Source organism: Streptomyces sp. NPDC002868, from assembly GCF_055563295.1.
In genome coordinates, this window is sequence record NZ_JBVHDR010000009.1 from 153,110 (window position 1) to 174,885 (window position 21,776).

Here is a 21,776-nt window from a genome sequence, read left to right on the forward strand (position 1 = left end):
GGCGGTTCACGCTGTACGGACCGAGGGCGGTACCCCCACTCCCAGGGGGGTGCCGCCCTCGGGCTTTTGCCCAGCGCGGCGGACCCACAGCAGGGCACCGGCCAGCAGAAGTGCGGCGCCGGGCAGCCAGGGCAGGGGGCCGGCCGGCAGGGCACCGGCGACCAGGCCGGCCAGGGCGCCGGACGATTGCAGGGCGAGGGACTGTACGGACAGGGCGGTGGCCCGGCCCGTGCTGTCGACGCGGCGGTGCAGCAGGTCGTTCTTGTTCGGGCCCGCCGCGCCGAGTCCGAAGTACACCAGGGCGTAGCCGGTGGCCGCGAGGGTGAGTGCGGCCGGGCCGTTCCACAGGACGGTCAGGCCGAGCAGCAGCAGCCCCGTCGCGCTCAGTCCGATGCCCGCCATGACGGCGCGTTCGCCGCTGCCCGTCAGCCGTGCGGCCAGTGGTGCGCAGTGGTTGCCGAGAGCGGTGCAGACAAAGCCGGCGCAGGCGAGCGAGGCGAAGAGCACCGCGCCCGACTCGGGGGTGCCGGTCAGGTCGGCGGCGCGTCCTGGCGTGAGCAGTTCGATGGTGGCCAGGGCCGCGCCCGTCGCGCCGGCCGTCAGCAGCACTCGGCGGATCAAGAAGTCCCGCGCGCCCAGGCGCAGTCCGTCGAGCATCGTGGCCGGGACGCCTCGCAGCACATCGCGCAGGGTGGCCCGGGGCCGGGGCGGCTCGGGCAGGGCGGTCAACACGTACGCCACGAAGACGAGTCCGACGCCCGCGCCGAGCAGCGCGGGGACGGAGAGTGGCAGCACCAGTCCGGAGGTGGCGGCGGTCAGCCGTGCGCCCAGGTCCGGACCGAGGCCGAGCAGCAGGGGCAGACTGCCCCCGAGCAGGGTGCCGACGGCGAGCGCGGCCGCGGAGGCGGTGCCGCCGCGGGCCAGTCCGGTGCGCAGTTCTGCGCCGGGGCCGGAGTGGGCCTGCACGGTGTCGACGTACCAGGCCTCGGCGGGTCCGCTCGACAGGGCGCGGCCGGAGCCCATCAGGGCCATGGCGATGCCGAGCGCCCAGACGGTGGTGCCCAGGGCCAGGAGGACTAGGGCGCCCAGGTTGAGCACGCCCGCGGCGGCGAGCACGGTGCGGCGGCCGATGACGTCGGACAGGCCGCCGGTGGGCAGTTCCAGGGCGGAGACGGTGAGGGAGTGCACGGCGAAGAGTCCGGCGACGACCGCGAGGCTCATGCCGCGCTCGGTGAGGAGCAGCACCTGCGAGGGTATGTACAGGCCAACTGGCAGCCAGAAGAGGAAGTTGACGGCGACGAAGCGGCGGCGTGCGGTACGGGGGTCCAGGGGCCGGGTCATGACGCGAGGGGGAGTCCGGCGGCCACGAGTACGACCTGCTCGGCGCGGGGATCACCCTCGTCGCGAGCTGCCAGTTCCTCCGCCGCGCGGTCGAACACCTCCCACAGCTCGGTGAGCGACTCGGGGGTCAGCCGCAGGACCAGATCGGTGATGCCCGACGGCTCCACCCACTCCTGGCCGAGCCGGCCTGCCGCGACATCCGCCTCGTGCCGGCCGAGGGAACGCTCCAGGTGCTCGATCTGAACCCGGCGCGAGACGTTGACGAAGGCGCGGCTGCCGGGCGAGCCCTCCATCGCCGCGTTGCTCCACGCGGTGACGGAGTGCACCGCCTGCCAGCGCCGCTCCCGCCCGTCGCGCTGCTGGGCCTCCGCGACGAACGCGTACTTGGCGAGGACCCGCAGGTGGTAGCTGGTGGAGGCGGACGACTCCCCGGTCCTGACCGCGAGTTCGCTCGCGGTGGCGGGGCCGTCCTGGCGCAGCAGCCCGAGCAGCCGGATGCGCAACGGGTGTGTGAGGGCCTTCAGGGCCGCTGCGTCCCGCTCGGGGTCGAGGACGCGTTTCCGATCTTCGCTGACCATGAGGGGAGGGTAAGGCGGATCGGGGACTTCCCCAAAGTAATTTTGCAAAACTTATTTGGGAAAGGGCCGCAGTGCAGGGCACGGCGCCTACCGCGCCAACGGCAACGCCTGTGGGGACGATGCCGTGACCGACTTCCTGCTCACCGGCGAGCGCCCGGCCCGTGACGCGTCCTGCTAGTCGCGCTTCAGGCCGGTGACGAAGGCGGACCAGGCGACGGCCCGGAACAGGAGCTTCGGGCCGTCGGGGTTCTTGGAGTCGCGTACGGGCACGATGCCGGGGTGGATGTCGGTGACTTCAAGGCAGTCGCCGCCGTCGCCGGCACTGTGCGTGGACTTGCGCCAGGTGGCTGTAGTCAGGTCGTACTCAGGGCTGCTGATCTTCATGTGCGTAATCCTCCGCCACTGATGAGATCAGGGCCAAGGACGTTTTTGGTGACAGTGCACTGGCCCCGACCAGATCGTAAGTCAGGTCATGGCGGGCGACCGTGGCGGGATCGTCCTCCAGCCGTCCTGTTTCCAATCCGGTTACGTACGCGAGCGGAGGGGCATCCGGGAAGTTCATCAGCTTGAGCGGGCCGCCAAGTGCCATGTGCGCCCCCGCCTCGAACGGCAGCACCTGAACAATGATCCGGTGCCTCCTGGCGAGCGCCGCCACATGCTCCAGCGCCTCCGTCATCACCCCCGCCCCGCCGACCTTCCGGCGTAACACAGCCTCGTCCAGAACCGCCCACAACAACGGCTTTGTTGGATCGGACAGCAGTCGCGCGCGATCCAGCCGTGCCTCGACCAGCTCGTCGATGACCTCCTCCGTCGCCGTCGGCTGATACGCCCGGAACACTGCGCGCGCATACGCCTCCGTCTGCAACAGGCCCGGTACCAGCAGCGGCGCGTACTCCTTGATCGTCGTCGCGGCTGCCTCCGCCTCCGCCGCCTCGGCGAAGTGGTCGGGATAGCGCGACTTGTTCGACACCTCGCAGTTGCGGGTGAAGAAGCCGTTCGTACCGAGGATCTCGTCTATCTGGCGTGCGTACTCAGGCAGCATCCGGCGTGTGCCCGCCTCCATCTGGCCGATGTACGAGCCGCTGACGAAGAGGGGCCGCCCCAACTCGTCCTGGGTGAGGCCCGCCTGGTCGCGCGCGTGGCGTAGTTCCGCGCCCATCAGGGCGCGAGGGGAGGTGGAGGGATCGAGATCCTTGGGTCCGGGCATGGCAACTCCCTGGTTGACAGGTGGGGTTGTTGGGCTGCCGCCACTGTTCAGGCTAGCCCGTGCCGGACACGCTGGGTGAGGAAAGAGAACACTCAGTGTGGAGGTGCCTGGTCATGGTGGTGCGATCGGCGGAGCGTCTGCGGGCTGCCGAAGAGGTAGTGGCTCAACTCCGGGACGGGCTCGGTGTGGTGGCAGTGACCCTGCCGTCGTTGCGGGTCGACGTGGTGTCGCTCGCGAGTGAGGCGCCCTATCCGCTGGTGGACCTGGGGTGCTGCAACCTGGACACGGCGCTGCGGCTCGCCGCCGTGCTCCACGGACTGGACAGCGCGTGAGGCCCGGGACGTACGCCGTCGACGTACGCAACGGACGGGTCGGGCAGGTGATGGGGCGCGAAGGCGGATACGTACAGCTGAGACCGCCGGGCGGGGGCATGGAGTGGGACTGCCCGCCCGAGGACGTGCAGCCGGCTCCGCCGGGCGAAGTGCTGCGGGCGAGGGTGCGGGAGATCAACGCCCAGGGGCGATTGCCGTGACGTGCGGCAGTTGTCAGTGGCGGGTGGAACCGTAGCGCCATGAGGCCTTCGATGACGACGGGGCCAGGACCGTGACATTGAGAAGCTGGACGAGTGGTCCGAGGACGGCACCGACGGCTGGGGCGCGGAGATCGTCGGGCAGCTGCTGCTGCTGATGGCTGGCGAGCGCGGGCCTCGGCTCGGGTACAGCGTGGCCGATCTGGTGCGGTTTATGCGTACTGGCGTCACGCCGCCGGGTGGGCGGTGAAGGTGACCTCTTCGTGGTCGCTGTCGAGGGCGATGTTCAGCGAGGCGTCGAGCGCCTGAGCCAGGCGGCGCAGCAGGAGGAGCGTAGGGACGGCGTCGGCGCCTTCGATGCGGGAGACTTTCGCCTGGGTGAGACCGGCGCGCTCGGCGACCTCGGCCTGGGACAGCCCGAGCTCTTTGCGGCGGTCGTACACGGCTTCGGCGAAGGCCATCGCCAGCCGGGCCTCCGCGCGCTCCGCTGTAACCTCCGGCGATTCGGCGTACCCCTCAGTGAGCGTCCGCTCGCGGGCCAGCCTCCAACGCGTGTGGCTCATTGTGCATCCCCTTTCTCGCAGCGGCTGTACGTGGTGTGGGCCGGTTTGTGCTCGATGCCGCACACCATACGGGCGCTCACCGCGCGGGCGACCTGAGCTGTCTCCCGCATCCTGGTCTTGCGGAAGACCGTCAGGAGCACGATGCGACCCTCTGGCGCGAACCAGTACGTGATCCTCGTGTCGTCTCCGTCCAGAGTGGGTCGGAGCTCGTACACCCCGTCCCTCAGGGGGCGGGCGAAGGGCATGGGCGTTTGGGTGCCCAAGTCCGCCAGCAGCTCGGCGTAGGCGGCGGCGTCCCCGCTGTCCGCCGTCGCGATCGGCGGTGATCCGGAAGGGGCGGGTGACGATTACGGAGAGGGCGGCGGGGGCGGCGTAGGGCGTGGCGGTGCGGCGGGTTGCGCCTGCGGCGGGCTTGCCCCCACCCCGCCCCTTCCTGAACTGGGGGCAAGCCCCCACACCCCCCGTACGGCCTCCGGCCGTGTCCTCAATCTCCCCCAGACTTCGTCCGGGGGGACCCCCAACGGGCTCCAATGGAGCCCGTCCGGCGGGAACTTCAAGTCCGCCCGGGCGAAATCAAGCCCCTCCGGCGATTGAGGAGCGGGGTCCGGGGCGGAGCCCCGGTCAGGGCCGAATGGTCAGCCTCGCCGGCGTTTGAGGGGCGGGGGCTGGGGCGGAGCCCTGGTTGTCCTCCGCGGCAGCCGCGCCGTTGAACTCATCCAGCATCCGCTTCGTAAAGCCGAACCAGTACGTCGCGACGAACCCCACCGCGTAGCCCACCAGCAGCCCGCCCGCGTACACCGCGATCGTCTCGCCCAGCCCCCTGTTGCCGTTGAGCAGCGGGAACAGGGCCCAGCCCGAAGGGCCGATCGCCGTGGAACCGACCTTGTCGCCCAGCATGTTGAACAGGCCGACGAATCCGCCGCCGAACGCCCCGCCGACGCAGGCCGTGACGAACGGGCGGCCCAGCGGGAGCGAGACGCCGTAGATCAGCGGCTCGCCCACGCCCAGGAAACCGGCCGGGAGCGCGGACTTGATGGTGTTGCGGATCGAGGTGTTGCGGGGGAGCCGCAGATAGACCGCGGCCGCCGCGCCGACCTGGCCCGCGCCCGCCATCGCGAGGATCGGCAGCAGGACCGTGAACCCCTGCTGCTCGATCAGCGTGGTGTGGATCGGGATCAGCGCCTGGTGCAGGCCGAGCATGACCAGCGGGAGGAAGAGGCCGCCGAGTACGAAGCCCGCGCCCGCGCCGCCGTTGGCCAGCAGCCAGTTCGCGAAGTCGCCGATCGCGGTGGAGACCTCACCCGCGATGAACATCAGGCCGAAGATGGTGACCAGGCCGGAGAAGAGGACCGTGAGGGTCGGCGTGACGAGGACGTCCAGGGATTCCGGGACCCAGCGACGGCACCACTTCTCCACGTACACCGCGAGCACCGCCGCGCCCAGCGCGCCGAGCACGCCGCCCTGGCCCGGGGAGAGCTTCTGGCCGAACGCCTCGATGTTCGCGACGCCCGGGAAGACGATGATCGCGGCGACCGCGCCACCCAGGATCGGCGTACCGCCGAACTCCTTCGCCGTGTTGTAGCCGACGAAGACCGCGATCAGCGACATGAAGCCGGACGCCATCGCGGCGAGCGCGGGGACCACGGTCGGCAGCAGACCGAGGTTGGTCAGCAACCCGGCCAGACCGGCGATGATGCCGCAGCCGATGAGGGCCGGGATCAGCGGCACGAAGATGTGCGCGATACGGCGCAGGAAGAGCTTGAAGGGCGTTGAGTTCTTCGCCTTCCGGGCCGCCTTGATGGCGGCGCCCTGGGCGGCAAGGTCCTCGGCGGTCCCGGGGGCGGTCACGTCCCGGGCCGCACGGGCGGTCCCGGGCGCGGTCACGGCGGCCGCCGCCACCAGCGCCTCGAACTCCGGGGTGACCCGGGCGACCGTGCCCGGGCCCAGCACGATCTGGTACGTGTCGTCATCGACCACGCCCATGACGGCCGGGAGGGCCTTGAGCGCCTCGTCCTGTACGAGGGAACGGTCGTGCAGGCCGAGGCGGAGGCGGGTCATGCAGTGGGCTACTGAGGAGATGTTCCCGGCGCCGCCGACGAGGGGAAGGATCGCGGCGGCGGTGGCGCTGTTCTTGTCTGCGCTGTGCTTGTCTGCGGAGTCTGATGCCATGGGTGGGGGGTGCCTTGCTGTGGGGGGAAGTTCAATGCGTACGGGCTGACTGCAGCGCCGCGCGCAGGTGGCCGTGAGACTTGGCCAGCAGGTCGGCCGCCGTGGGGCCGTCGACCGAACCGAGGATGGTCAGGATCGCGTTCTTCACCTCACCGTCGGTGGCGGCGAGCGCGGCTTCGATCTCCTCGTCCGACGCGCCGGTGGCGAGCGCGACGATCCGCCGCGAGCGGGCGCGCAGCTTCTCGTTGGAGGCGCGGACGTCCACCATCAGGTTTCCGTACGTCTTGCCGAGCCGGATCATCGTGATCGTCGAGATCATGTTGAGGACCAGCTTCTGCGCCGTACCGGCCTTCAACCGCGTTGATCCGGTGAGAAGTTCGGGTCCGACGACTACCTCGATGCCGTGGTCGGCGGCCGCGCCGAGCGCGCTGTCCGCGTTGCAGGACAGGCCGATGGTGAGCGCGCCACGGGCGCGGGCGTGCTCGACCGCGCCTATGGCGTACGGCGTGCGGCCCGACGCGGAGATCCCGACCACCGTGTCGTCCGCGGTCAGTTCCAGCGCGTCCAGGTCGGCGGCGGCCAGCTCCTTGCTGTCCTCCGCGCCCTCGACCGACTTGACCATGGCGGAGGGGCCGCCCGCGATCAGGCCCACGACCTCGTCCGGATCGGTGTTGAAGGTGGGCGGGCACTCGCTCGCGTCCAGTACACCGAGCCGCCCCGCCGTGCCCGCGCCCGCGTAGATCAGCCGGCCGCCGCGGGACATCCGCTCGGCGGTGCCGTCGATCGCGGCGGCGATCCGCGGCAGCTGCGCGGCGACGGCGGCGGGGACGGTCTCGTCCTCGCCGTTCATGATCCGGGCGATCTCGAGGGTGGGGAACTGGTCGATGTCGGCGAGCTCGGGCCGGAACGCCTCGGTGGTGAGGGTGGCCAGCTGAGCGCGCAGCTTGGAGTAGTCCTGGGTGGAGGTCATGAAAAGCGGCTCTGCTTTCTCGGTCCGTGGGGGGTTGGAGCGCCTTAGCGGGTGCGGGGGCTGTGCCGGTGCGCGAGGGCCTCGTACGAAGCGGCGAGGGCAGGCGCCGCCGTCTCGTACGTACGCTGCGCGATGCCTATGAACAGGCAGTCGACGACGAGGAGTTGGCTGGTGCGGGACGACATCGCGGCCGGGCGCAGCTCGCTCTCCCGCGCGGTGGAGGTGGTCAGCACATGGTCGGCGTACTGCGACACCGGCCCGTCCGGGCGGCCGGTGATCGCTATCGTCGTCGCGCCGCGGTCGAAGGCGACGCGCAGCGGCTCGATCACGTCGCCCGTCGAGCCGGAGTGGGTGATGGCGATGGCGACGTCGCCGGAGCGGAGCTGCACGGCGTTGGTGACGGCGAGGTGGGGGTCGGCATGGGCGTGCGCGATCAGGCCGATGCGCAGCAGCTTCTGGGCGAGGTCCATGCCGACGAGACAGGACGCGCCGACGCCGTAGATGTCGATGCGGCGGGCGGTCGAGGCGGCGGTGACGGCCGCGCCCAGCTGTACGGTGTCGAGCCCCGCGGCCGTGTCGGCGAGGGTCTGCTGCTCGTCGTACGCGAGCTTGGCGACCACATCCGCGATGGGGTCGTCGACGGCGATGTCGGCGGTGACGGCGGGGGCCCGGCCGGACTGCTGGTGGGCGGCGAGCCCGGCGAGCGCGAGGCGCAGATCGCGGTAGCCGGGGTAGCCGAGGAGGCGAGCGGTGCGGACCACGGTGGCCTCGCTGGTGCCGGTGAGCTCGGCGAGACCGGTGACCGTGAGGGCCGCGCAGCCGGCCGGATCGTCGGCGACGGCTTCGGCGACCCGCTGCATGGAGCGGGTCATGGACGGCGCGAGGGTGCGCACCTTGGCCGCGAGGGCGGCGGGGGCGGGCGGGGCGTCGCCGCTGAAAATTTCCTTCACTGGATTGGTCACCCTTGAAAGATATTTTCGCCCTTCGTTCATCGTCAACCCCCTGCGGTCACAGCCGTGGCGCATGGGGTGACAATTGCTCCATGGACGACGCGAACCCCCTGGAGCAGGCTCTGCACGCGGCGCGCTCCCTGGTCCTCGCCGATCTGGCCGCCCGCGATGTGGCGGACGCCGGAGTCGTGTCGCTGGTCGAGGAGGCGGTGACGCACCGCCGCTGGTGGGTCGAGCAGTGGCCGGAGGGCGTCGAGTACGTCGCGGGCCTGGTCGCCCAGGACGTCCAGGACGCGCTGCTGGAGCGGTACGGCCGGTGGCCGCTGTGCCCGGTCTGCGACGCCGGCGACCCGCACGCTTTGGACGTCGAACCGGAGTTGGGGCCGGACCCGCACTGGGTCTGTTCGAAGGCGGGCGTCGTGGTGGCCCCCGTAGGCGGCCTTTCGTGACTGTCTACATCGACCCGCCGACCTGGCCGGGCCATGGCCGGATGTGGTCGCACCTGGTCAGCGATGTCTCGTACGAGGAACTGCACGCGTTCGCGGCGTCGATCGGCTGTCCGCCGCGCGCCTTCGAGCGGGACCACTACGACGTGCCGTCGCACCGGTACGGGGACGCGGTGGCGGCGGGCGCGGTGCAGGTGTCGAGCCGCGAGGTGGTCGAACTGCTGACGAAGGCGGGGCTGCGCAGACGCAAGGGGTCACCGTAGCCCCGTCAGCGCGTGAGCAACTCCAGTTCCAGTGACAGGTTCTGACGGGCAGCTGACTCCCACTCCCGCTCCCCGTACGGCGTGCGGAACAGCCGTGGCAGGTCGAGCAGTTGGCGCAGCACCGCCGCGCGGCCCTCGCGGAAGGCTTCGTCCGGGACGAAGCCGTACTCCTCCCGTACCGCCGCCGTGTACGCCGCATACCGCTCCGGGCCCGACGCCAGGATCGCCAGGTCCGCGTCGCACAGGACCTGGCCGTTGGCGTCGCCCGGATCGGGCGCGTGGGTGATCGTCAGGCGGACCAGACGGGCGACTTCCGCGGTATGCGCGGGGGGCAGGCCCGCCTCGGGGAGGGCGAGTTCGGCCAGGCGGGCGGAGCGTTCCTCGTTCTCCGAGCGGTCGGGGAGGTAGACCGCGTCGTGGAACCAGGCCGCGAGGCGGACCAGGTCCGGGGCGGTGGCGTACTCCTCCAGTACGTCGATGTGGCTCAGGACCGCCGCCAGGTGGTCGACCGTGTGGTACCGGCGCTGCGGCTCCGACCAGCGGGCCAGCAGATTCTCGGCGTACGGCAGCGGGTCCGGCCCGCTCGCTCCGTCGCGGGCGGCGAGCAGCGTCTGGGACCAGCGGGCGCGCAGCTCCGCGGAGTCGTCGGTCATACAGCTGACTCTATGAGCTGCTCCGCGCAGGGGGCAGGGCGGGCGGGGTCGCACTGATGCCTTCGCGGTACATGCGCATTAGGCTGGGTATTGGACTAGACCTGTAAGGCCTGTAGTCGTCTTCCTGAAGGAATGGGGTCACATGAGCAACCGTGCAGTCCTGGAGGTGATCGCTCTCGACGCGGAGGACGCGGTCGCGGCCCAGTCCGGAGGGGCGGACCGACTCGAGCTGGTCACCGACATGGCGGCGGACGGGCTGACGCCGTCGAGGGAGACGTTCGCCCGGATCCGGGCGAACGTCGACATCCCGCTGCGCGTGATGCTGCGCCAGTCCGACGGGTTCGCGGCGGGCGACGTCGACGCGCTGGTGCGGGCGGCGGGGGAGCTGCGGGCGGAGGGCGCGGACGAGTTCGTACTCGGGTTCCTGGACGAGGACGGGAACCCGGATCTGGTGACGGTGGAACGGGTCGTGGCGGCGCTCGGTGGATGCCGGTGGACGTTCCACCGGGCGATCGACCGGGCGGCGGACCGCGATGCGCTGCGCAAGGAGCTCGCGGACCTGCCGGGCCTGGACACCTATCTGACCGCCGGCTCCGCACAGGGTGTGGACGACGGCCTGCCCACGCTGCTGGCCGAGGTTGCGCGGCGGGACGAGCCCGGCTACGGCCCGCGGATTCTGGTGGGTGGCGGCCTCCGCCTCGACCACCTGCCCGCGCTCCGGGCCGCGGGCATCGACGGGTTCCACATCGGTGGGGCGGCCCGCCCGGGCGGCTGGGACGGCCCGGTGGACCCGGCGGCGGTGGCGGAGTGGCGCGAGGCGCTCGCCTGATGTAGCCGGTTCTCAGGCGGTCGGTCCGCCCGCCTTGGCGGCGGAGACGGACGCCGGACTGCTCCCCGGATGCCGCGGCGCCCGCATCGCGAGTCTGCTGACGCCGATCCCCCATCCAGCGGCATTTTTGGCGCAAGTACATGGGCCGACCAGGTGATAAACCGAGATGAAAGTTCAAGGTTTATGCCTCCCTGCCCGATTTGCCAGGGTGTAGCGGATCGACCTCAACATGTCTCCGCCAAGGACTAAGGAGAGTTGCATGATTCCTGGTAACAGGAGCTCGCGCGCGTTTCTTCGTAAGAGGCGCGGGTTGGTGACGGGCAGCATGCTTGCGCTGCTGACCGCCACGCTGGGAGGGATCTCGTTCCCCGTCCACGCCGTCTCACATGGGCAGTCCCACGTCATTTCCGCGACGGACGAGCTCGGGCCTGAGGGCCTGGACGGCCTGGACGGCCGGGACGGCCATGACGGAAGGGACGGAAAGGACGGCAAGAACGGCAAGAACGGCAAGAAGGGCGCGACCGGCGCGACGGGTGCGACCGGCGCGACGGGTGCGACGGGTGCGACCGGCGCGACGGGTGCGACCGGCGCGACCGGTGCCGCGACGTGCAACAGCATCCACTCCGCGCTCATGGGAGATCTGCAGCTCTTCGCAGTGGTCGATGCCGGGCAAATCTTCTCTGGTATCAGGGACCTCGACCCCGCGCCTCCCGGCACCACTGACTGGGACAACATCACCACACTCGGTACTCCCCCGGTCACGATCACGGGCGCCTGCGATGCCACGATCGAGACGATGGGGGCCGAGGCATTCATCGAGGTCACGACCACGACTGGGGATGTGTGGCAGACGATCTGTGACGTAGACGTAGCAACCCCAGACATCGACTGCAACGATCCTTGGACCTTGATCGTCCCGCAGCCCGCCTGAGGCGCGAGATGACCCGACGGCCGGGAAACCCTCCGTCGGAAGCCTGAAGTCAAGTGTCGTGCCCGGTACCTGCCAGGTGCCGGGCACGACACTCGTGCAACGCGTAACAGCACGCAGCGGCCGACCCGCACAGCCCCGCCGCCCGCGGCACGAGCCGCCCCTACCGGCCCAGTTGGGCGGGCAGCGGGGCAGCGTGCAGCAGGATCAGTCCTGATACGGCTCGGGTGAGGGCGACATACAGCCGGCGCAGACCGGTCCGCTCGTCGGGCTCGCCGTCGACGACCGCCGCGGGCTCGTCCAGCACTACGTAGTCGTATTCCAGGCCCTTGGCGAGCGACGCCGGGACCAGAGTGAGGCGGGACTCGGCCGTTGTTTCCTCGCCGGGGGCGAGATACGAGTGGCCCGCCGACGTCAGGGCCTCGGCCAGCGACGGGATGCGGGCGTCCGCCGCGATCAGGCCGATGGAGCCCTCGTTGTCCAGCGACTCGGCGCACGCGGCGAGGACCGCCGCGGTCAGGTCCGTGGCCTCGACCTCGCGGACCGACAGCGAGCCCGGCGACTCGCGGACCGACTTCACCTCCGCCAGGCCCGGTGACATGTGCGGCAACAGCCGCGACGCATACGCGATCACCTCGCGGGGGACTCGGAAGCCTGCTGTGAGCTCCTCGACCGTCGCGTCCGGCTTGCCCAGGTGGGACAGGGCCTCCGGCCAACTCGCCGTCGCCCACGGGGTTGTGCCCTGCGCCAGGTCGCCCAGGACCGTCGCCGAGCCGGTCGTGCAGCGGCGGCCCACCGCGCGGTACTGCATCGGGGACAGGTCCTGCGCCTCGTCGATCACGACATGGCCCAGCGAGTGCGTGCGCTGCACCAGGTCGTTCGCCTCGTCGATCAACACCGCGTCCGCCGAGGACCACTTGGCCGACCGGACACCGCGCGCCGGCTTCGTCCACAGGATCGTCTTCTGCTCGTCCGGGCTCAGGACGCCCTCGGCGTGTGTGGCGAGAAAGTCGGGGTCGGACAGCAATCGGAGCACCAGTTTCGGCGGGTCCACCGGTGGCCAGATGGCCTTCACCGCCGTCTTCACCGCGGGGTTGCGCGCCACCGCGTCCTGCACCCGGTCGTCCGGCGCCTCGCCCGCCTGTTCCATCCGGACCAGCACCGAGTGCGCGATACGTTGCGGAAGGGCGTCGCGGGCCGCGCCGTAGCGGATGTCCCGGTCGAGCAATTCCCGTACGATCTCTTCGAGTTCGTACGCCGGAACCCGCCAGCGCCGCGATCCCCGCACCACCATCAGCGGCTCCGCAGGCATCGTCACATGCGAACGAACCGCCCGCCGGAGCACCTCCGCCATCCTTGCGTCGCCCTTGACGACCGCCGTCGCTGCCTCGTCCGCGCCCCGGACCTCCACATGCGCGACCAGGTCGTCGACCGTGGCCTGCTTCACCTCCAACTCGCCCAGCGCGGGCAGCACTTGCTCGATGTAGTGCAGGAAGGACTTGTTCGGGCCGATGACCAGCGTGCCCGTCCTGGCCAGCCGCTCCCGGTGCGCGTACAGCAGATACGCGACCCGGTGCAGGCCCACCGCCGTCTTTCCGGTGCCCGGGCCGCCCTGCACGCACACCGTCCCGGACAGGCCCGACCGTACGATCTCGTCCTGCTCCGGCTGGATGGTGGCGACGATGTCCCGCATCGGGCCCACGCGCGGGCGCTCGATCTCCGCCTGGAGCAGCTTGCTGGTCCGGTTCTGCTCCGCGGGGTCGGTCAGATGCTCGTCCTCGTACGCCGTGAGGTCGCCGCCCGTGTAACCGAAGCGCCGGCGCAGACCGACGTCCAGCGGGTCTTTCCTGGAGGCCCGGTAGAAGGGCTGCGAGACGGGTGCGCGCCAGTCGATGACCATCGGGTCGCCGTCCGCGTCGTGGACGTGCCGACGGCCGATGTAGAAGCCCTGCCCTTCCTGGGTGGTGTGCAGATAGTCGAGGCGGCCGAAGAAGAGCGGGGTGTGGGAGAGGTCGGCCAGCGCCTGGATGCGCCCCTCGATCTGCGCCTGCAGGACGGCGGCGTTGACCCAGTTCGCCGTGACGTCGCGGATGTCGAGGGCCTGGACGTCCTCGCGCATCGCACGGAGCGCGGCACGCGAGGCGGTGAGATGGGCACGCTCGCGCGCGAGCGGGTCAGGGACGGGTGGGTCAGGGACGGGTGGGTCAGGGACGGGTGGGGCAGGGACGGGTGGGGCAGGGACGGGTGGGTCAGGGACGGGTGGGGCAGGGTCTGGGGCGTGCGCGGGCACGGGTTTGCCTCCGGCGGGTGCTGCGTGGATCACGACATGGCGGACCGGCCGGTTTCCGTCCGGGCGGCGGCGCTCCTCGGGGGAGGCGGGCAAGAGCGGCGATTCTAGTCAGCGGGCCGGTGGCGGGCGAATGATTTTTTCCGCGGGCCCACCCCCGCGTCCTCCCCGTAGGGGACGGCCTATGCCTGGAGTCGTACGCGGGCAGGCGCCCGGTTCAGTCCGCAGATCGATGTGCTCAGCAGGCCCGGAGCCCATCATGGAGACATGAGCACAGCAACCTTCACCCCAGGCACCCACATCCCCCACCCACACCACGGAGCGACCGCCACCGGCTCCACTCCGCACTCCCCGCACCTCGTCGGCAACGCACTGCGCGCCGTCAAGGTCTTTGCAGGCGCCGTGTTCAGCGTCGCCGTCCTTGGGGAGTACGCCGAGGAGGCAGGCGTCCGCCGCCGCTGACACCGGATCCACCGACCCCTGGTGCTGACACCGGATCCACCGCCCCCCTAGTAGGGTCGCGGCCGTGAAGTACCGGAACGTGATCACGCGTTTACTCACCGCAGTAACCGCCCTCGCTCTCGCCCTCTCGTTCACCGCGCTCGCCGCTCTCTGCATCGGCCAGCGCATCCCGATGGCCGACACCCTCGTGTACCGGGCCGAGGGGGCAGCCGTCGCGAACGGCACCGATCTCTACGGATTCACCGTCACCGAGTGGCAACTGCCCGCCACGTATCCGCCCTTCGCGGCCATCCTCTTCGTACCGACCACCTGGCTGCCCGTCCCGGCGCTCAAGGTGGTCTTCGTCGTCGGGAACGTGGCTCTGCTCGCCCTGCTGGTGCGGCTCTCCTGCCGGTTCGCCGGACTGCCCGCGCGCCCGCCGCTGGTCATGGCCGCCGTCGCCGCGGGCCTCTGGCTCGAACCGGTCTTCCAGACGCTCCTCTTCGGGCAGATCAACCTCGCCCTCGTCTGCCTCGTCCTGTGGGACCTGTCCCGGGACGAGGAAGCCATCGGCAAGGGCTTCGCGCTCGGCGTGGCGGCCGGCGTCAAGCTCACGCCCGCCGTGTTCATCCTCTATCTGCTGATCACCGGGCGGGTACGGGCCGGGCTCACCGCCCTCGCCTCCTTCATCGGCACCATGCTGCTGGGCGCGCTCGTACTCCCGCACGCCAGCGTCGACTTCTGGACCCGGCGCATCTTCGAAACCGGGCGTGTGGGCAAGGCGTGGATCGTCGACAACCAGTCGCTGCAGGGACTGTTCGCCCGGGCGCTGCACACCCCGGAGCCGGGGCCACTTTGGGCACTGGCCGCCGCCCTCACCGCCGTTGCCGGCCTGTGGATCGCCCGCCGCGCCGCGAGCGGGGCCCGGGGCGTCCTGGTCACCGCGCTCACCGCGCTGCTCGTCTCGCCGATCAGCTGGTCGCACCACTGGGTGTGGTGCGTACCGCTGCTGGCGGTGCTGATCGCGGAGGGCCGGCACCGCACGGCGGCTGCCGTCGCCGCGGTCTTCCTGGCCCGCACCCTGTGGCTGGTTCCGCACCAGGGCGCTGCCGACCTCCAACTCCCCTGGTGGCAGCAGGCGTTGGCGTCGCCATATCCGCTGCTCGGGCTGGTGCTGCTGGCACTGGCCGTGCGGCACGGGCGAGTGTCGCCGACGCCGGTTCTCGCGTCTGGCCCGCGCGTTACTGCCGCGAAGGGCTTGAGCGAGCGCGACGTGAGTACGCGCACGGGCGCGGTCTGAGTACGTCCGCCCAGGCCCCGGCCCTACCCCGCCCCCTTGGATGGAGAGCATGACGACGACGCCCGTACTCGACGCACAGACCCAGGACGACCCCTTCGCCCCTTCCAGCCGCTCCGTCCGCTTCGGCGCCGGCATCGGGCTCGTCCTGCTCTTCTTCGCCTTCGCGTTCTGCCTCGTACTCGCCTTGATCGACGCGGTCGAGGGCGACGGCCGCGCCGGAGTGCTGTTCAACGCCGGCATGTGGTCGCTCGCCCTGTCCGGCCTCACCGGCCTCGCCGGCGTATTCGTCCCGCAGAGCGCGATGACCCGCGCGGCCCGGGCCCACACCGTGAAGGTGCAGTACGTGCTTGCGGTGCTGGGCCCGGTGCTGGTCGGCCTCGACTAGGGCGTGCTTCCGCCCGGCGCTACTTCGGGCTCAGGAACTCGTCCGCGTCCACGATCCGGTACGCGTACCCCTGCTCCGCCAGGAACCGCTGGCGGTGCGCCGCGAAGTCCTGGTCGATCGTGTCGCGCGCCACCACCGAGTAGAACCGTGCCTCGTGCCCGTCCGCCTTCGGCCGCAGCACGCGCCCGAGGCGCTGGGCCTCCTCCTGGCGGGACCCGAAGGTGCCCGACACCTGGATGGCGACGGTCGCCTCCGGCAGGTCGATCGAGAAGTTCGCCACCTTCGACACGACGAGCACGGAGATCTCGCCCTGCCGGAACGCCTCGAAGAGCTTCTCGCGCTGTGCGTTGGACGTCTCGCCCTTGATGACCGGCGCGTCCAGATGCTCGCCCAGCTCGTCGAGCTGGTCGATGTACTGGCCGATGACCAGCGTCTGTTCGCCGCGGTGCTTGGCGACCAGCGCCTCGGTCACCTTCCGCTTGGTCTCGGTCGTCGCGCAGTAGCGGTACTTCTCCTCCGTCTCGGCCGTCGCATACGCGAGCCGCTCCGAGTCGGTGAGGTTGACCCGTACCTCCACACAGTCCGCGGGCGCGATGTACCCCTGAGCCTCAATCTCCTTCCAGGGCGCGTCGAATCGCTTCGGCCCGATGAGCGAGAAGACGTCCGACTCGCGGCCGTCCTCCCGTACGAGCGTGGCGGTGAGCCCCAGCCGCCGGCGGGCCTGCAAATCGGCGGTGAACTTGAAGACCGGCGCGGGCAGCAGATGAACCTCGTCGTAGACGACCAGGCCCCAGTCCCGCGAGTCGAAGAGCTCCAGGTGGGGATAGATCCCCTTCCGCTTCGTCGTCAGCACCTGGTAGGTGGCGATGGTGACGGGGCGGATCTCCTTCCGCGTACCGCTGTACTCGCCGATCTCGTCCTCGGTCAGTGACGTCCGCTTCACCAGCTCGTGCTTCCACTGGCGGGCCGAGACGGTGTTGGTGACCAGGATCAGCGTCGTGGCCTTCGCCTGTGCCATCGCACCGGCCCCGACGAGCGTCTTGCCGGCGCCGCAGGGCAGCACGACCACGCCCGAGCCGCCGTGCCAGAAGCCCTCGACGGCCTGCTTCTGGTACGGGCGCAGGGCCCAGCCGGTCTCGTCGAGCTCGATACGGTGCGCCTCGCCGTCGACGTACCCGGCGAGGTCCTCGGCGGGCCAGCCCAGCTTCAGCAGCGTCTGCTTGATCTGCCCGCGCTCGGAGGGGTGCACGGCGACCGTGTCCCGGTCGATCCGGGCCCCGACCAGCGGCTGGACCTTCCTGGACCGGAGGATCTCCTCCAGGACGGGGCGGTCGGTGGTGGTGAGCACCAGCCCGTGGGTGGGGTGCTTGCTCAGGGTCAGCCGGCCGTAGCGGGCCATCGTCTCGGCGACGTCGACGAGGAGGGCGTGCGGGACGGGGTAGCGGGAGTACGCCACGAGCGCGTCGACGACCTGCTCGGCGTCGTGCCCGGCGGCCCGGGCGTTCCACAGGCCGAGCGGGGTGACCCGGTAGGTGTGGATGTGCTCCGGGGCGCGTTCCAGTTCCGCGAAGGGCGCGATGGCGCGACGGCAGGCGTCCGCCTGCTCGTGGTCGACTTCGAGGAGGAGAGTCTTGTCGCTCTGGACGATGAGGGGTCCGTTCACACCTGCGCCCTTTCGGTGAGGCCAAACCTCCAGTCTGCCGCATCGAGCGGTCTCGCAGGCCAGGTGTGGCGCTGTTCACCGGCGACGTACGGGCCTGTCGGGGGGCGGCGGGGGTACCCGCACGTCCATGACAACGGGAGCACAGCCCCGTACGGCGAGGGGCAGAACAGCATTGCGCGTGTGCGCCATGGTGGTGGCGTTTGTGGCCCTGGTCGCCTTCTCGGCCGTACTGGCCCGGCTGACCCTCGCCCCTTCGCACGCCTCCGCGGACATCGCCACGGCCAACCTCCGCCCGGGCTCGTCGCTGCGGCAGTACGCCGAGGAATACACCTTCCTCGCGGCGTGCAAGCAGGTCGGCGGCAATCTTCTGCTCGGTGTGCCCTTCGGGGTGCTGCTGCCCGTCTTCGTACCGCGGTCGATGCGGCTGGTGCGGGTGATCGCGCTCACCGTGGTGGTGATGGCGCTGGTGGAGCTGGCGCAGGGCGCGGTGGTGCAGGGGCGGGCCTTCGACGTGGACGATGTGATCCTCAACACGTCGGGAGCGCTGCTCGGCTATCTGCTGCTGGGGCGCCGGTTCGCGCACGCGACAGCCGTCAGGCCCGTGAAGGCCGTCAGGCGGGGTCGTCCGCGAGTTCGGCGACGCCGGTGATGCGGTGCAGGGGGTATGTGCGGACCTCGTCCGCCGTGTGGTCGTACGCCGTCACGAAGCCGCCCTCCACGCGCACCGGCGCGATGACGCGCTGGCTGGCCGCGCCGTCCGCGTTGACGTAGCCGATCCAGAGGGCGGCGCCGGTCATCGCCGCGGCCTGCACGGTGGCCAGCGTCTCGGCGGACGTGGTGCGGGGGAGTTCGCCGTTCCTCGCGGGCTCCGGGACTGGCTTGCGTACGACGGTGGCGGCCATGTCGCCCGCGCGGATCGCCTTCACCGCCGCGCCGAGCAGCGTCCCGTCCGGCACCGGCGGGCCGTCCGGGACCGGGACGGGCGCGGTACGGGGCGGGGTGCGGCGGGCGTGGGCGCGGGTGATCAGGACGTCGCCCTCCGCGGACTCGGCGGCGGGCGCGTACCCCATGGTGCGCAGCCCTTCCAGCAGCGTCGCCGGGTCGGCCTGGGCGGCCAGGACGGTGGGGGCGAGGCGGCGCAGCCGCAGGCCCTGGGACCGTTTGTCGGCGAGGATCTCGCCGAGCAGCGCGTCGTCGTCGCAGCGTACGTAGGCGGACGCGGAGCCGATCCGCAGATGGCCGTGGCGGCGGGCCACGTCGTCGACGAGATAGCTGAGCGGCTGCGGCACGGGTGTGCGGGAGTGCGTGGCCAGGAAGGTGTGCAGGTCGGAGGCGGATTTTCCGGCGTCGAGCGCGCGGCGCACGGAGGCGGGTGTGAAGCGGTAGACGGTGGCGCCGCCCTTGGACTCGATGTCGGCGAGCACGGCGAGGGTCTCGGCGAGCGGGCGCTGAAGGGGGCCGGGGGCGACGGCGGTGAGGTCGGCCTGGAGAAGGATGTGATCGAGGGGCTCGGGGAGAAGAGGCGCGAGCGCGGCGGCGGAGGCGGCTTGGGCGCCCGCGGCGGGTTCTCCATTCCCCGCGGAGGCGGCTTGGGCGTCGAGACCGTACTGCGCGCGCCCCAGCAGCGCGCGCCCGTGCGTCGACAGGGCCCCGCGGCCCGTCACGCCCAGGACCTCCGCCTCGGTCAGGGTCCAGGCCGCGATGCGGGAGCGCAGGTCTGTCGTGACGCCGGTCGCCGCGTTCCGGGCCGCGTTCGTGTCCAGGTCCTGTGTTCCGGTGCCGCGGAGGGGGCGTTCCCAGCGGAGGCGGGCAAGGACCGATTCCGGGTCGGGGGCCGTGCCCGCGGGGAGCCCGGTGAGCAGGTCGAGGACGCGGCGGCGGACCTCGATCGCGGCTGAGCGGTCCAGGTCGGGGCCGAGGGCCGAGAGCGTACGGCCCTTCGTGTCCTGGCCGCCGACCAGGCCAGCCGTGCGCGTCGCGGTGAGCCAGGCGGCGGCGAGCCGCGCCCACCGGTCGGCCGCCGGAAGCGTGAGCCAGTCGTCGTACGCCGGCGTCGGCGCGTACCGTTCGTCCGCCTCGCCGTCCGCCGCCAACAGGCCCGCCGCATAAGCGAGTTCGAGCCAGAACGCGGCCATCTGCTCGGTTGTGTCCAGCGCGGCCGCGGTGCGCTTGAGGTCACGTACAGAAAGGCCGCCCGAGCGCAGCACCGCAGGCCCGCCCTCGTGCCAGTCCTTCAGCAGGTCCTCGACCGTCGACAGCGCGGTGAAGGCCTGGCCCGCCGCCGTACTGTCCACAACCTGTGGACGGCCCTCGGTCATCGACGCCGTCGCGGCCGGCCTGACCGCGGGCGGCTCCGGCTCCGGCGCGCGGTGGGCGCGGCCGCCGCGCAGATGCAGCGCCGCCTCGCGCGGCAGCACGACCGTCCGCAGCGACGTGGGCAGCAGCAGCCCGCGGTCGCGCAGCCACTGCACGGGCGGCGCGGGGTTCGCCGTGACCTCTCCGTACGGAGGGCCCCAGACCAGCCGGTCGAGCACCGTCAGCGCCTCGGACGGGGCGGTGTCGAGCAGTGCCGCCATCCGCGAGCGGTCGGTGAACAACGAGGTCAGCGCGGCGACCGCGGAGACCGGATCGTGCGTGGTCGGCAGCCCGGCCGCCGCGAGGATCTCCTGCAGCCGGCCCGGCGACATCCCGGCCGTGGCCTCGGCGACGGTCGGGCCGAGGCCGGTCGGGGACGGACGGGTCGGCGACGGGGCGAGGAGTTCGCGCGCGGTGCGCACCAGCCGCAGCCGGTCGTCGCCGCCCCACACCAGCGCCTGCCCGCGCAGCATGTCCACCGCCCGCGGCAGGGCCTCCTCGATAGCCGGGTCGCCCTCCTCGCCGGTCAGCAGTGCGAGGAGCGTCGCGTACGGGGCGGGGTCGGGGGCCACCGCCAGCGCCTCGGCGGTCTGCAGCGTGAACCGGTCGAGCCGTTCCAGCGCCCGTACGACGGAGGCACGCGTGCCCGCCCGCGTGGCGAGCTGCGTCAGATCGTTCGGCACGGGGCTCAGCAGGTCGGGGCGGGCGCGCAGCAGTGCGGCCAGATCCTCGTCACCGCGGGCGCGCAGCGCTTCGGCGAGCGTGCGCGGAGTGCTCGGACTGCTTCCTTCGGGCATGGTCCCCATCCGCCCCACGTTAGTCCCTGGAGCGCTACGGTCGGGGACAGGGCGGGCCCGGGGAGACAGGGCGGCCGGGCAGGAACGTCAGGGGAAACGCCGGTGGGGATCGAGAGCGATCAGCTCATCTACGACTATCTGAGCCGGGTCGGCGACCTGGCCCAGCAGCATCAGCTGCCGTCCAACACCCGGATGAGGCTGGTCTCGTCGCTGCGGAACGAGATCGACCGGCAGCGGGCGAAGTTCGGCTCGGACAGCCCGGCGGCGGTACGCCGGATTCTCGGGCGGCTCGGTACGCCGGACGAGGTCGTGGCGTCCGCGTCCGAGGACGGACCTTCCGCCGGATCACAGGCACCTGTACCGGCGCCGCCGCGGGCCGCCGTGCCCGAACAGCGCGTACGCCGCCGGATCCCGCGGCCGCGCAAGTCCGCGGCTCCCGGGCAGCCCGATGCCCCACGAGCTGCCACCGGCGCGTCGCCCCCGCACCTCGCGGGGATGGACGAGCTCGGCCCCTCCGGCAGTGAGCCCGACTGGTGGCGGATCGAGCCGGGACCGTTCGGGGCGGGCGAGAGCGTGGCCGGGTTCGTCGGCGGCGTGGAGATCCCCGAAATACTCAAACCCCCGCCGTCCAAGGAGGACTTGGCCGCGGCCGCCGAGGCGGAGGATCCGGACGAGGAGTACGAGGACGAGGGCGAGGGCGAGGGCGTCGACGCGGTGGAGGCGGACGCCGCACCGCGCCGGTGGCGCCCGCGGCTTCGCCGCCGTACCGAAGAGGCCGCGCCGAGCCCCGCCCTCGCCAACCCCTTCCTGCTGCTCGCCGCCGCTCTGCTGGTCGCCGGCGCCGTGTTCGGCTCCTGGCTCGCCCTCGGCGGCGGCTGGCTCCTCGCCTACGCCTCGCGCCGGCTGTCCCGCACCGAGGCGAAGTGGGCGGTCGTCGGCCTGCCCGGAGCGGTCGTGGCGGGCGGACTCGTCTGGCTGTGGGGCCGGGTCAACGGGCGCTGGGGCGAGCCGATCCCGCAGGACGGGATGCGCGACGCGCTCGCCGGCACCTGGCCTTGGGTGGTGAAGGGGGCGGCCGTCGCCTCCGCGCTCTTTCTGGTGTGGCGGGCGCGGAGGCGCTAG

25 protein-coding genes are annotated in these 21,776 nt (G+C 71.6%); 12 read left to right on the forward strand and 13 right to left on the reverse strand.

Annotation, left to right across the window (positions count from 1 at the left end; translation table 11 throughout):
- Window positions 1-6: 6 nt before the first annotated feature.
- Together ACZ3H8_RS25985 and ACZ3H8_RS25990 are read right to left on the reverse strand one after the other, a co-directional pair.
- Window positions 7-1,341: an MFS transporter gene (locus ACZ3H8_RS25985; RefSeq protein ID WP_467405735.1), complete on the reverse strand. Its 1,335-nt coding sequence runs from the start codon at window positions 1,339-1,341 to the stop codon at window positions 7-9.
- Window positions 1,338-1,919 carry a helix-turn-helix domain-containing protein gene (locus ACZ3H8_RS25990; protein ID WP_467405738.1) on the reverse strand — a complete coding sequence of 194 codons (582 nt, stop codon included), beginning with the start codon at window positions 1,917-1,919 and terminating at the stop codon, window positions 1,338-1,340. The genes ACZ3H8_RS25985 and ACZ3H8_RS25990 overlap by 4 nt, the downstream gene beginning before the upstream one ends.
- A 55-nt stretch (window positions 1,920-1,974) precedes the next feature.
- Here ACZ3H8_RS25990 and ACZ3H8_RS25995 point away from each other — a divergent pair, with 55 nt between their 5' ends.
- Window positions 1,975-2,097 (forward strand): alpha/beta hydrolase, encoded by a 123-nt coding sequence (locus tag ACZ3H8_RS25995; protein WP_467405739.1) that lies wholly within the window; start codon window positions 1,975-1,977, stop codon window positions 2,095-2,097.
- On the opposite strand, the gene ACZ3H8_RS26000 is transcribed toward ACZ3H8_RS25995, so the two are convergent.
- Window positions 2,094-2,303, reverse strand: a complete 210-nt coding sequence (locus tag ACZ3H8_RS26000) for a DUF397 domain-containing protein (RefSeq protein ID WP_467405741.1) — start codon at window positions 2,301-2,303, stop codon at window positions 2,094-2,096. The two genes, ACZ3H8_RS25995 and ACZ3H8_RS26000, sit on opposite strands and share 4 nt — an antisense overlap.
- Complete coding sequence (locus ACZ3H8_RS26005) at window positions 2,284-3,126, reverse strand: helix-turn-helix domain-containing protein (protein ID WP_467405744.1); 843 nt, start codon at window positions 3,124-3,126, stop codon at window positions 2,284-2,286. Before ACZ3H8_RS26005 ends, ACZ3H8_RS26000 begins: the two co-directional genes overlap by 20 nt.
- Window positions 3,127-3,239: 113 nt before the next feature.
- Here ACZ3H8_RS26005 and ACZ3H8_RS26010 point away from each other — a divergent pair, with 113 nt between their 5' ends.
- Window positions 3,240-3,458 carry a hypothetical protein gene (locus ACZ3H8_RS26010; RefSeq protein WP_215094929.1) on the forward strand — a complete coding sequence of 73 codons (219 nt, stop codon included), beginning with the start codon at window positions 3,240-3,242 and terminating at the stop codon, window positions 3,456-3,458.
- Window positions 3,455-3,658: a hypothetical protein gene (locus ACZ3H8_RS26015; protein ID WP_467406159.1), complete on the forward strand. Its 204-nt coding sequence runs from the start codon at window positions 3,455-3,457 to the stop codon at window positions 3,656-3,658. The genes ACZ3H8_RS26010 and ACZ3H8_RS26015 overlap by 4 nt, the downstream gene beginning before the upstream one ends.
- Before the next feature lie 224 nt (window positions 3,659-3,882).
- On the opposite strand, the gene ACZ3H8_RS26020 is transcribed toward ACZ3H8_RS26015, so the two are convergent.
- From ACZ3H8_RS26020 to ACZ3H8_RS26040, 5 genes are all read right to left on the reverse strand, one after another.
- Entirely contained in the window at window positions 3,883-4,218 is a 336-nt protein-coding gene (locus tag ACZ3H8_RS26020; RefSeq protein WP_467405747.1) for a helix-turn-helix domain-containing protein, read from the reverse strand.
- Window positions 4,215-4,535: a type II toxin-antitoxin system RelE/ParE family toxin gene (locus ACZ3H8_RS26025; protein WP_467406128.1), complete on the reverse strand. Its 321-nt coding sequence runs from the start codon at window positions 4,533-4,535 to the stop codon at window positions 4,215-4,217. Before ACZ3H8_RS26025 ends, ACZ3H8_RS26020 begins: the two co-directional genes overlap by 4 nt.
- A 304-nt stretch (window positions 4,536-4,839) precedes the next feature.
- Window positions 4,840-6,387, reverse strand: coding sequence for a PTS transporter subunit EIIC (locus ACZ3H8_RS26030; protein ID WP_467405749.1), 1,548 nt, complete (start codon window positions 6,385-6,387; stop codon window positions 4,840-4,842).
- A 31-nt stretch (window positions 6,388-6,418) separates the two neighbouring features.
- Window positions 6,419-7,357: an N-acetylmuramic acid 6-phosphate etherase gene (gene murQ, locus ACZ3H8_RS26035; RefSeq protein WP_398987058.1), complete on the reverse strand. Its 939-nt coding sequence runs from the start codon at window positions 7,355-7,357 to the stop codon at window positions 6,419-6,421.
- A gap of 44 nt (window positions 7,358-7,401) precedes the next feature.
- A complete protein-coding gene (locus ACZ3H8_RS26040; RefSeq protein ID WP_467405753.1) occupies window positions 7,402-8,319 on the reverse strand; it encodes a MurR/RpiR family transcriptional regulator in 918 nt (305 codons plus the stop codon).
- An 80-nt stretch (window positions 8,320-8,399) separates the two neighbouring features.
- Between ACZ3H8_RS26040 and ACZ3H8_RS26045 the strand changes: the two genes are divergently transcribed.
- A complete protein-coding gene (locus ACZ3H8_RS26045) occupies window positions 8,400-8,756 on the forward strand; it encodes a hypothetical protein (RefSeq protein ID WP_467405756.1) in 357 nt (118 codons plus the stop codon).
- Window positions 8,753-9,016: a DUF4031 domain-containing protein gene (locus ACZ3H8_RS26050; RefSeq protein ID WP_356225667.1), complete on the forward strand. Its 264-nt coding sequence runs from the start codon at window positions 8,753-8,755 to the stop codon at window positions 9,014-9,016. The genes ACZ3H8_RS26045 and ACZ3H8_RS26050 overlap by 4 nt, the downstream gene beginning before the upstream one ends.
- Before the next feature lie 5 nt (window positions 9,017-9,021).
- On the opposite strand, the gene ACZ3H8_RS26055 is transcribed toward ACZ3H8_RS26050, so the two are convergent.
- Window positions 9,022-9,669 (reverse strand): HD domain-containing protein, encoded by a 648-nt coding sequence (locus tag ACZ3H8_RS26055; RefSeq protein WP_467405759.1) that lies wholly within the window; start codon window positions 9,667-9,669, stop codon window positions 9,022-9,024.
- Between the two features lie 142 nt (window positions 9,670-9,811).
- Between ACZ3H8_RS26055 and ACZ3H8_RS26060 the strand changes: the two genes are divergently transcribed.
- The gene (locus ACZ3H8_RS26060; protein ID WP_467405762.1) at window positions 9,812-10,498 is read left to right on the forward strand and encodes a copper homeostasis protein CutC; all 687 of its coding nucleotides are present in this window, start codon (window positions 9,812-9,814) and stop codon (window positions 10,496-10,498) included.
- Window positions 10,499-10,811: 313 nt separating this feature from the next.
- The gene (locus ACZ3H8_RS26065; protein ID WP_467405764.1) at window positions 10,812-11,429 is read left to right on the forward strand and encodes a hypothetical protein; all 618 of its coding nucleotides are present in this window, start codon (window positions 10,812-10,814) and stop codon (window positions 11,427-11,429) included.
- Between the two features lie 160 nt (window positions 11,430-11,589).
- Here the strand turns inward: ACZ3H8_RS26065 and ACZ3H8_RS26070 are convergent, their stop codons facing one another.
- Window positions 11,590-13,716, reverse strand: a complete 2,127-nt coding sequence (locus ACZ3H8_RS26070) for a HelD family protein (protein ID WP_467406130.1) — start codon at window positions 13,714-13,716, stop codon at window positions 11,590-11,592.
- Window positions 13,717-13,980: 264 nt separating this feature from the next.
- Here ACZ3H8_RS26070 and ACZ3H8_RS26075 point away from each other — a divergent pair, with 264 nt between their 5' ends.
- From ACZ3H8_RS26075 to ACZ3H8_RS26085, 3 genes are all read left to right on the forward strand, one after another.
- A complete protein-coding gene (locus ACZ3H8_RS26075; protein ID WP_467405767.1) occupies window positions 13,981-14,175 on the forward strand; it encodes a hypothetical protein in 195 nt (64 codons plus the stop codon).
- Window positions 14,176-14,347: 172 nt separating this feature from the next.
- Complete coding sequence (locus tag ACZ3H8_RS26080) at window positions 14,348-15,454, forward strand: glycosyltransferase 87 family protein (RefSeq protein ID WP_467406133.1); 1,107 nt, start codon at window positions 14,348-14,350, stop codon at window positions 15,452-15,454.
- A 49-nt stretch (window positions 15,455-15,503) separates the two neighbouring features.
- Window positions 15,504-15,839: a hypothetical protein gene (locus tag ACZ3H8_RS26085; RefSeq protein ID WP_467405768.1), complete on the forward strand. Its 336-nt coding sequence runs from the start codon at window positions 15,504-15,506 to the stop codon at window positions 15,837-15,839.
- 19 nt (window positions 15,840-15,858) lie between these two features.
- Here ACZ3H8_RS26085 and ACZ3H8_RS26090 read toward each other — a convergent pair whose 3' ends face one another.
- Window positions 15,859-17,502 carry a DNA repair helicase XPB gene (locus ACZ3H8_RS26090; protein ID WP_467405771.1) on the reverse strand — a complete coding sequence of 548 codons (1,644 nt, stop codon included), beginning with the start codon at window positions 17,500-17,502 and terminating at the stop codon, window positions 15,859-15,861.
- Window positions 17,503-17,629: 127 nt separating this feature from the next.
- Between ACZ3H8_RS26090 and ACZ3H8_RS26095 the strand changes: the two genes are divergently transcribed.
- Complete coding sequence (locus ACZ3H8_RS26095; protein WP_467405772.1) at window positions 17,630-18,151, forward strand: VanZ family protein; 522 nt, start codon at window positions 17,630-17,632, stop codon at window positions 18,149-18,151.
- Here the strand turns inward: ACZ3H8_RS26095 and ACZ3H8_RS26100 are convergent.
- Window positions 18,114-20,654, reverse strand: a complete 2,541-nt coding sequence (locus ACZ3H8_RS26100) for a helicase-associated domain-containing protein (protein WP_467406135.1) — start codon at window positions 20,652-20,654, stop codon at window positions 18,114-18,116. The two genes, ACZ3H8_RS26095 and ACZ3H8_RS26100, sit on opposite strands and share 38 nt — an antisense overlap.
- Window positions 20,655-20,756: 102 nt before the next feature.
- Here ACZ3H8_RS26100 and ACZ3H8_RS26105 point away from each other — a divergent pair, with 102 nt between their 5' ends.
- A complete protein-coding gene (locus ACZ3H8_RS26105) occupies window positions 20,757-21,776 on the forward strand; it encodes a hypothetical protein (protein WP_467405775.1) in 1,020 nt (339 codons plus the stop codon).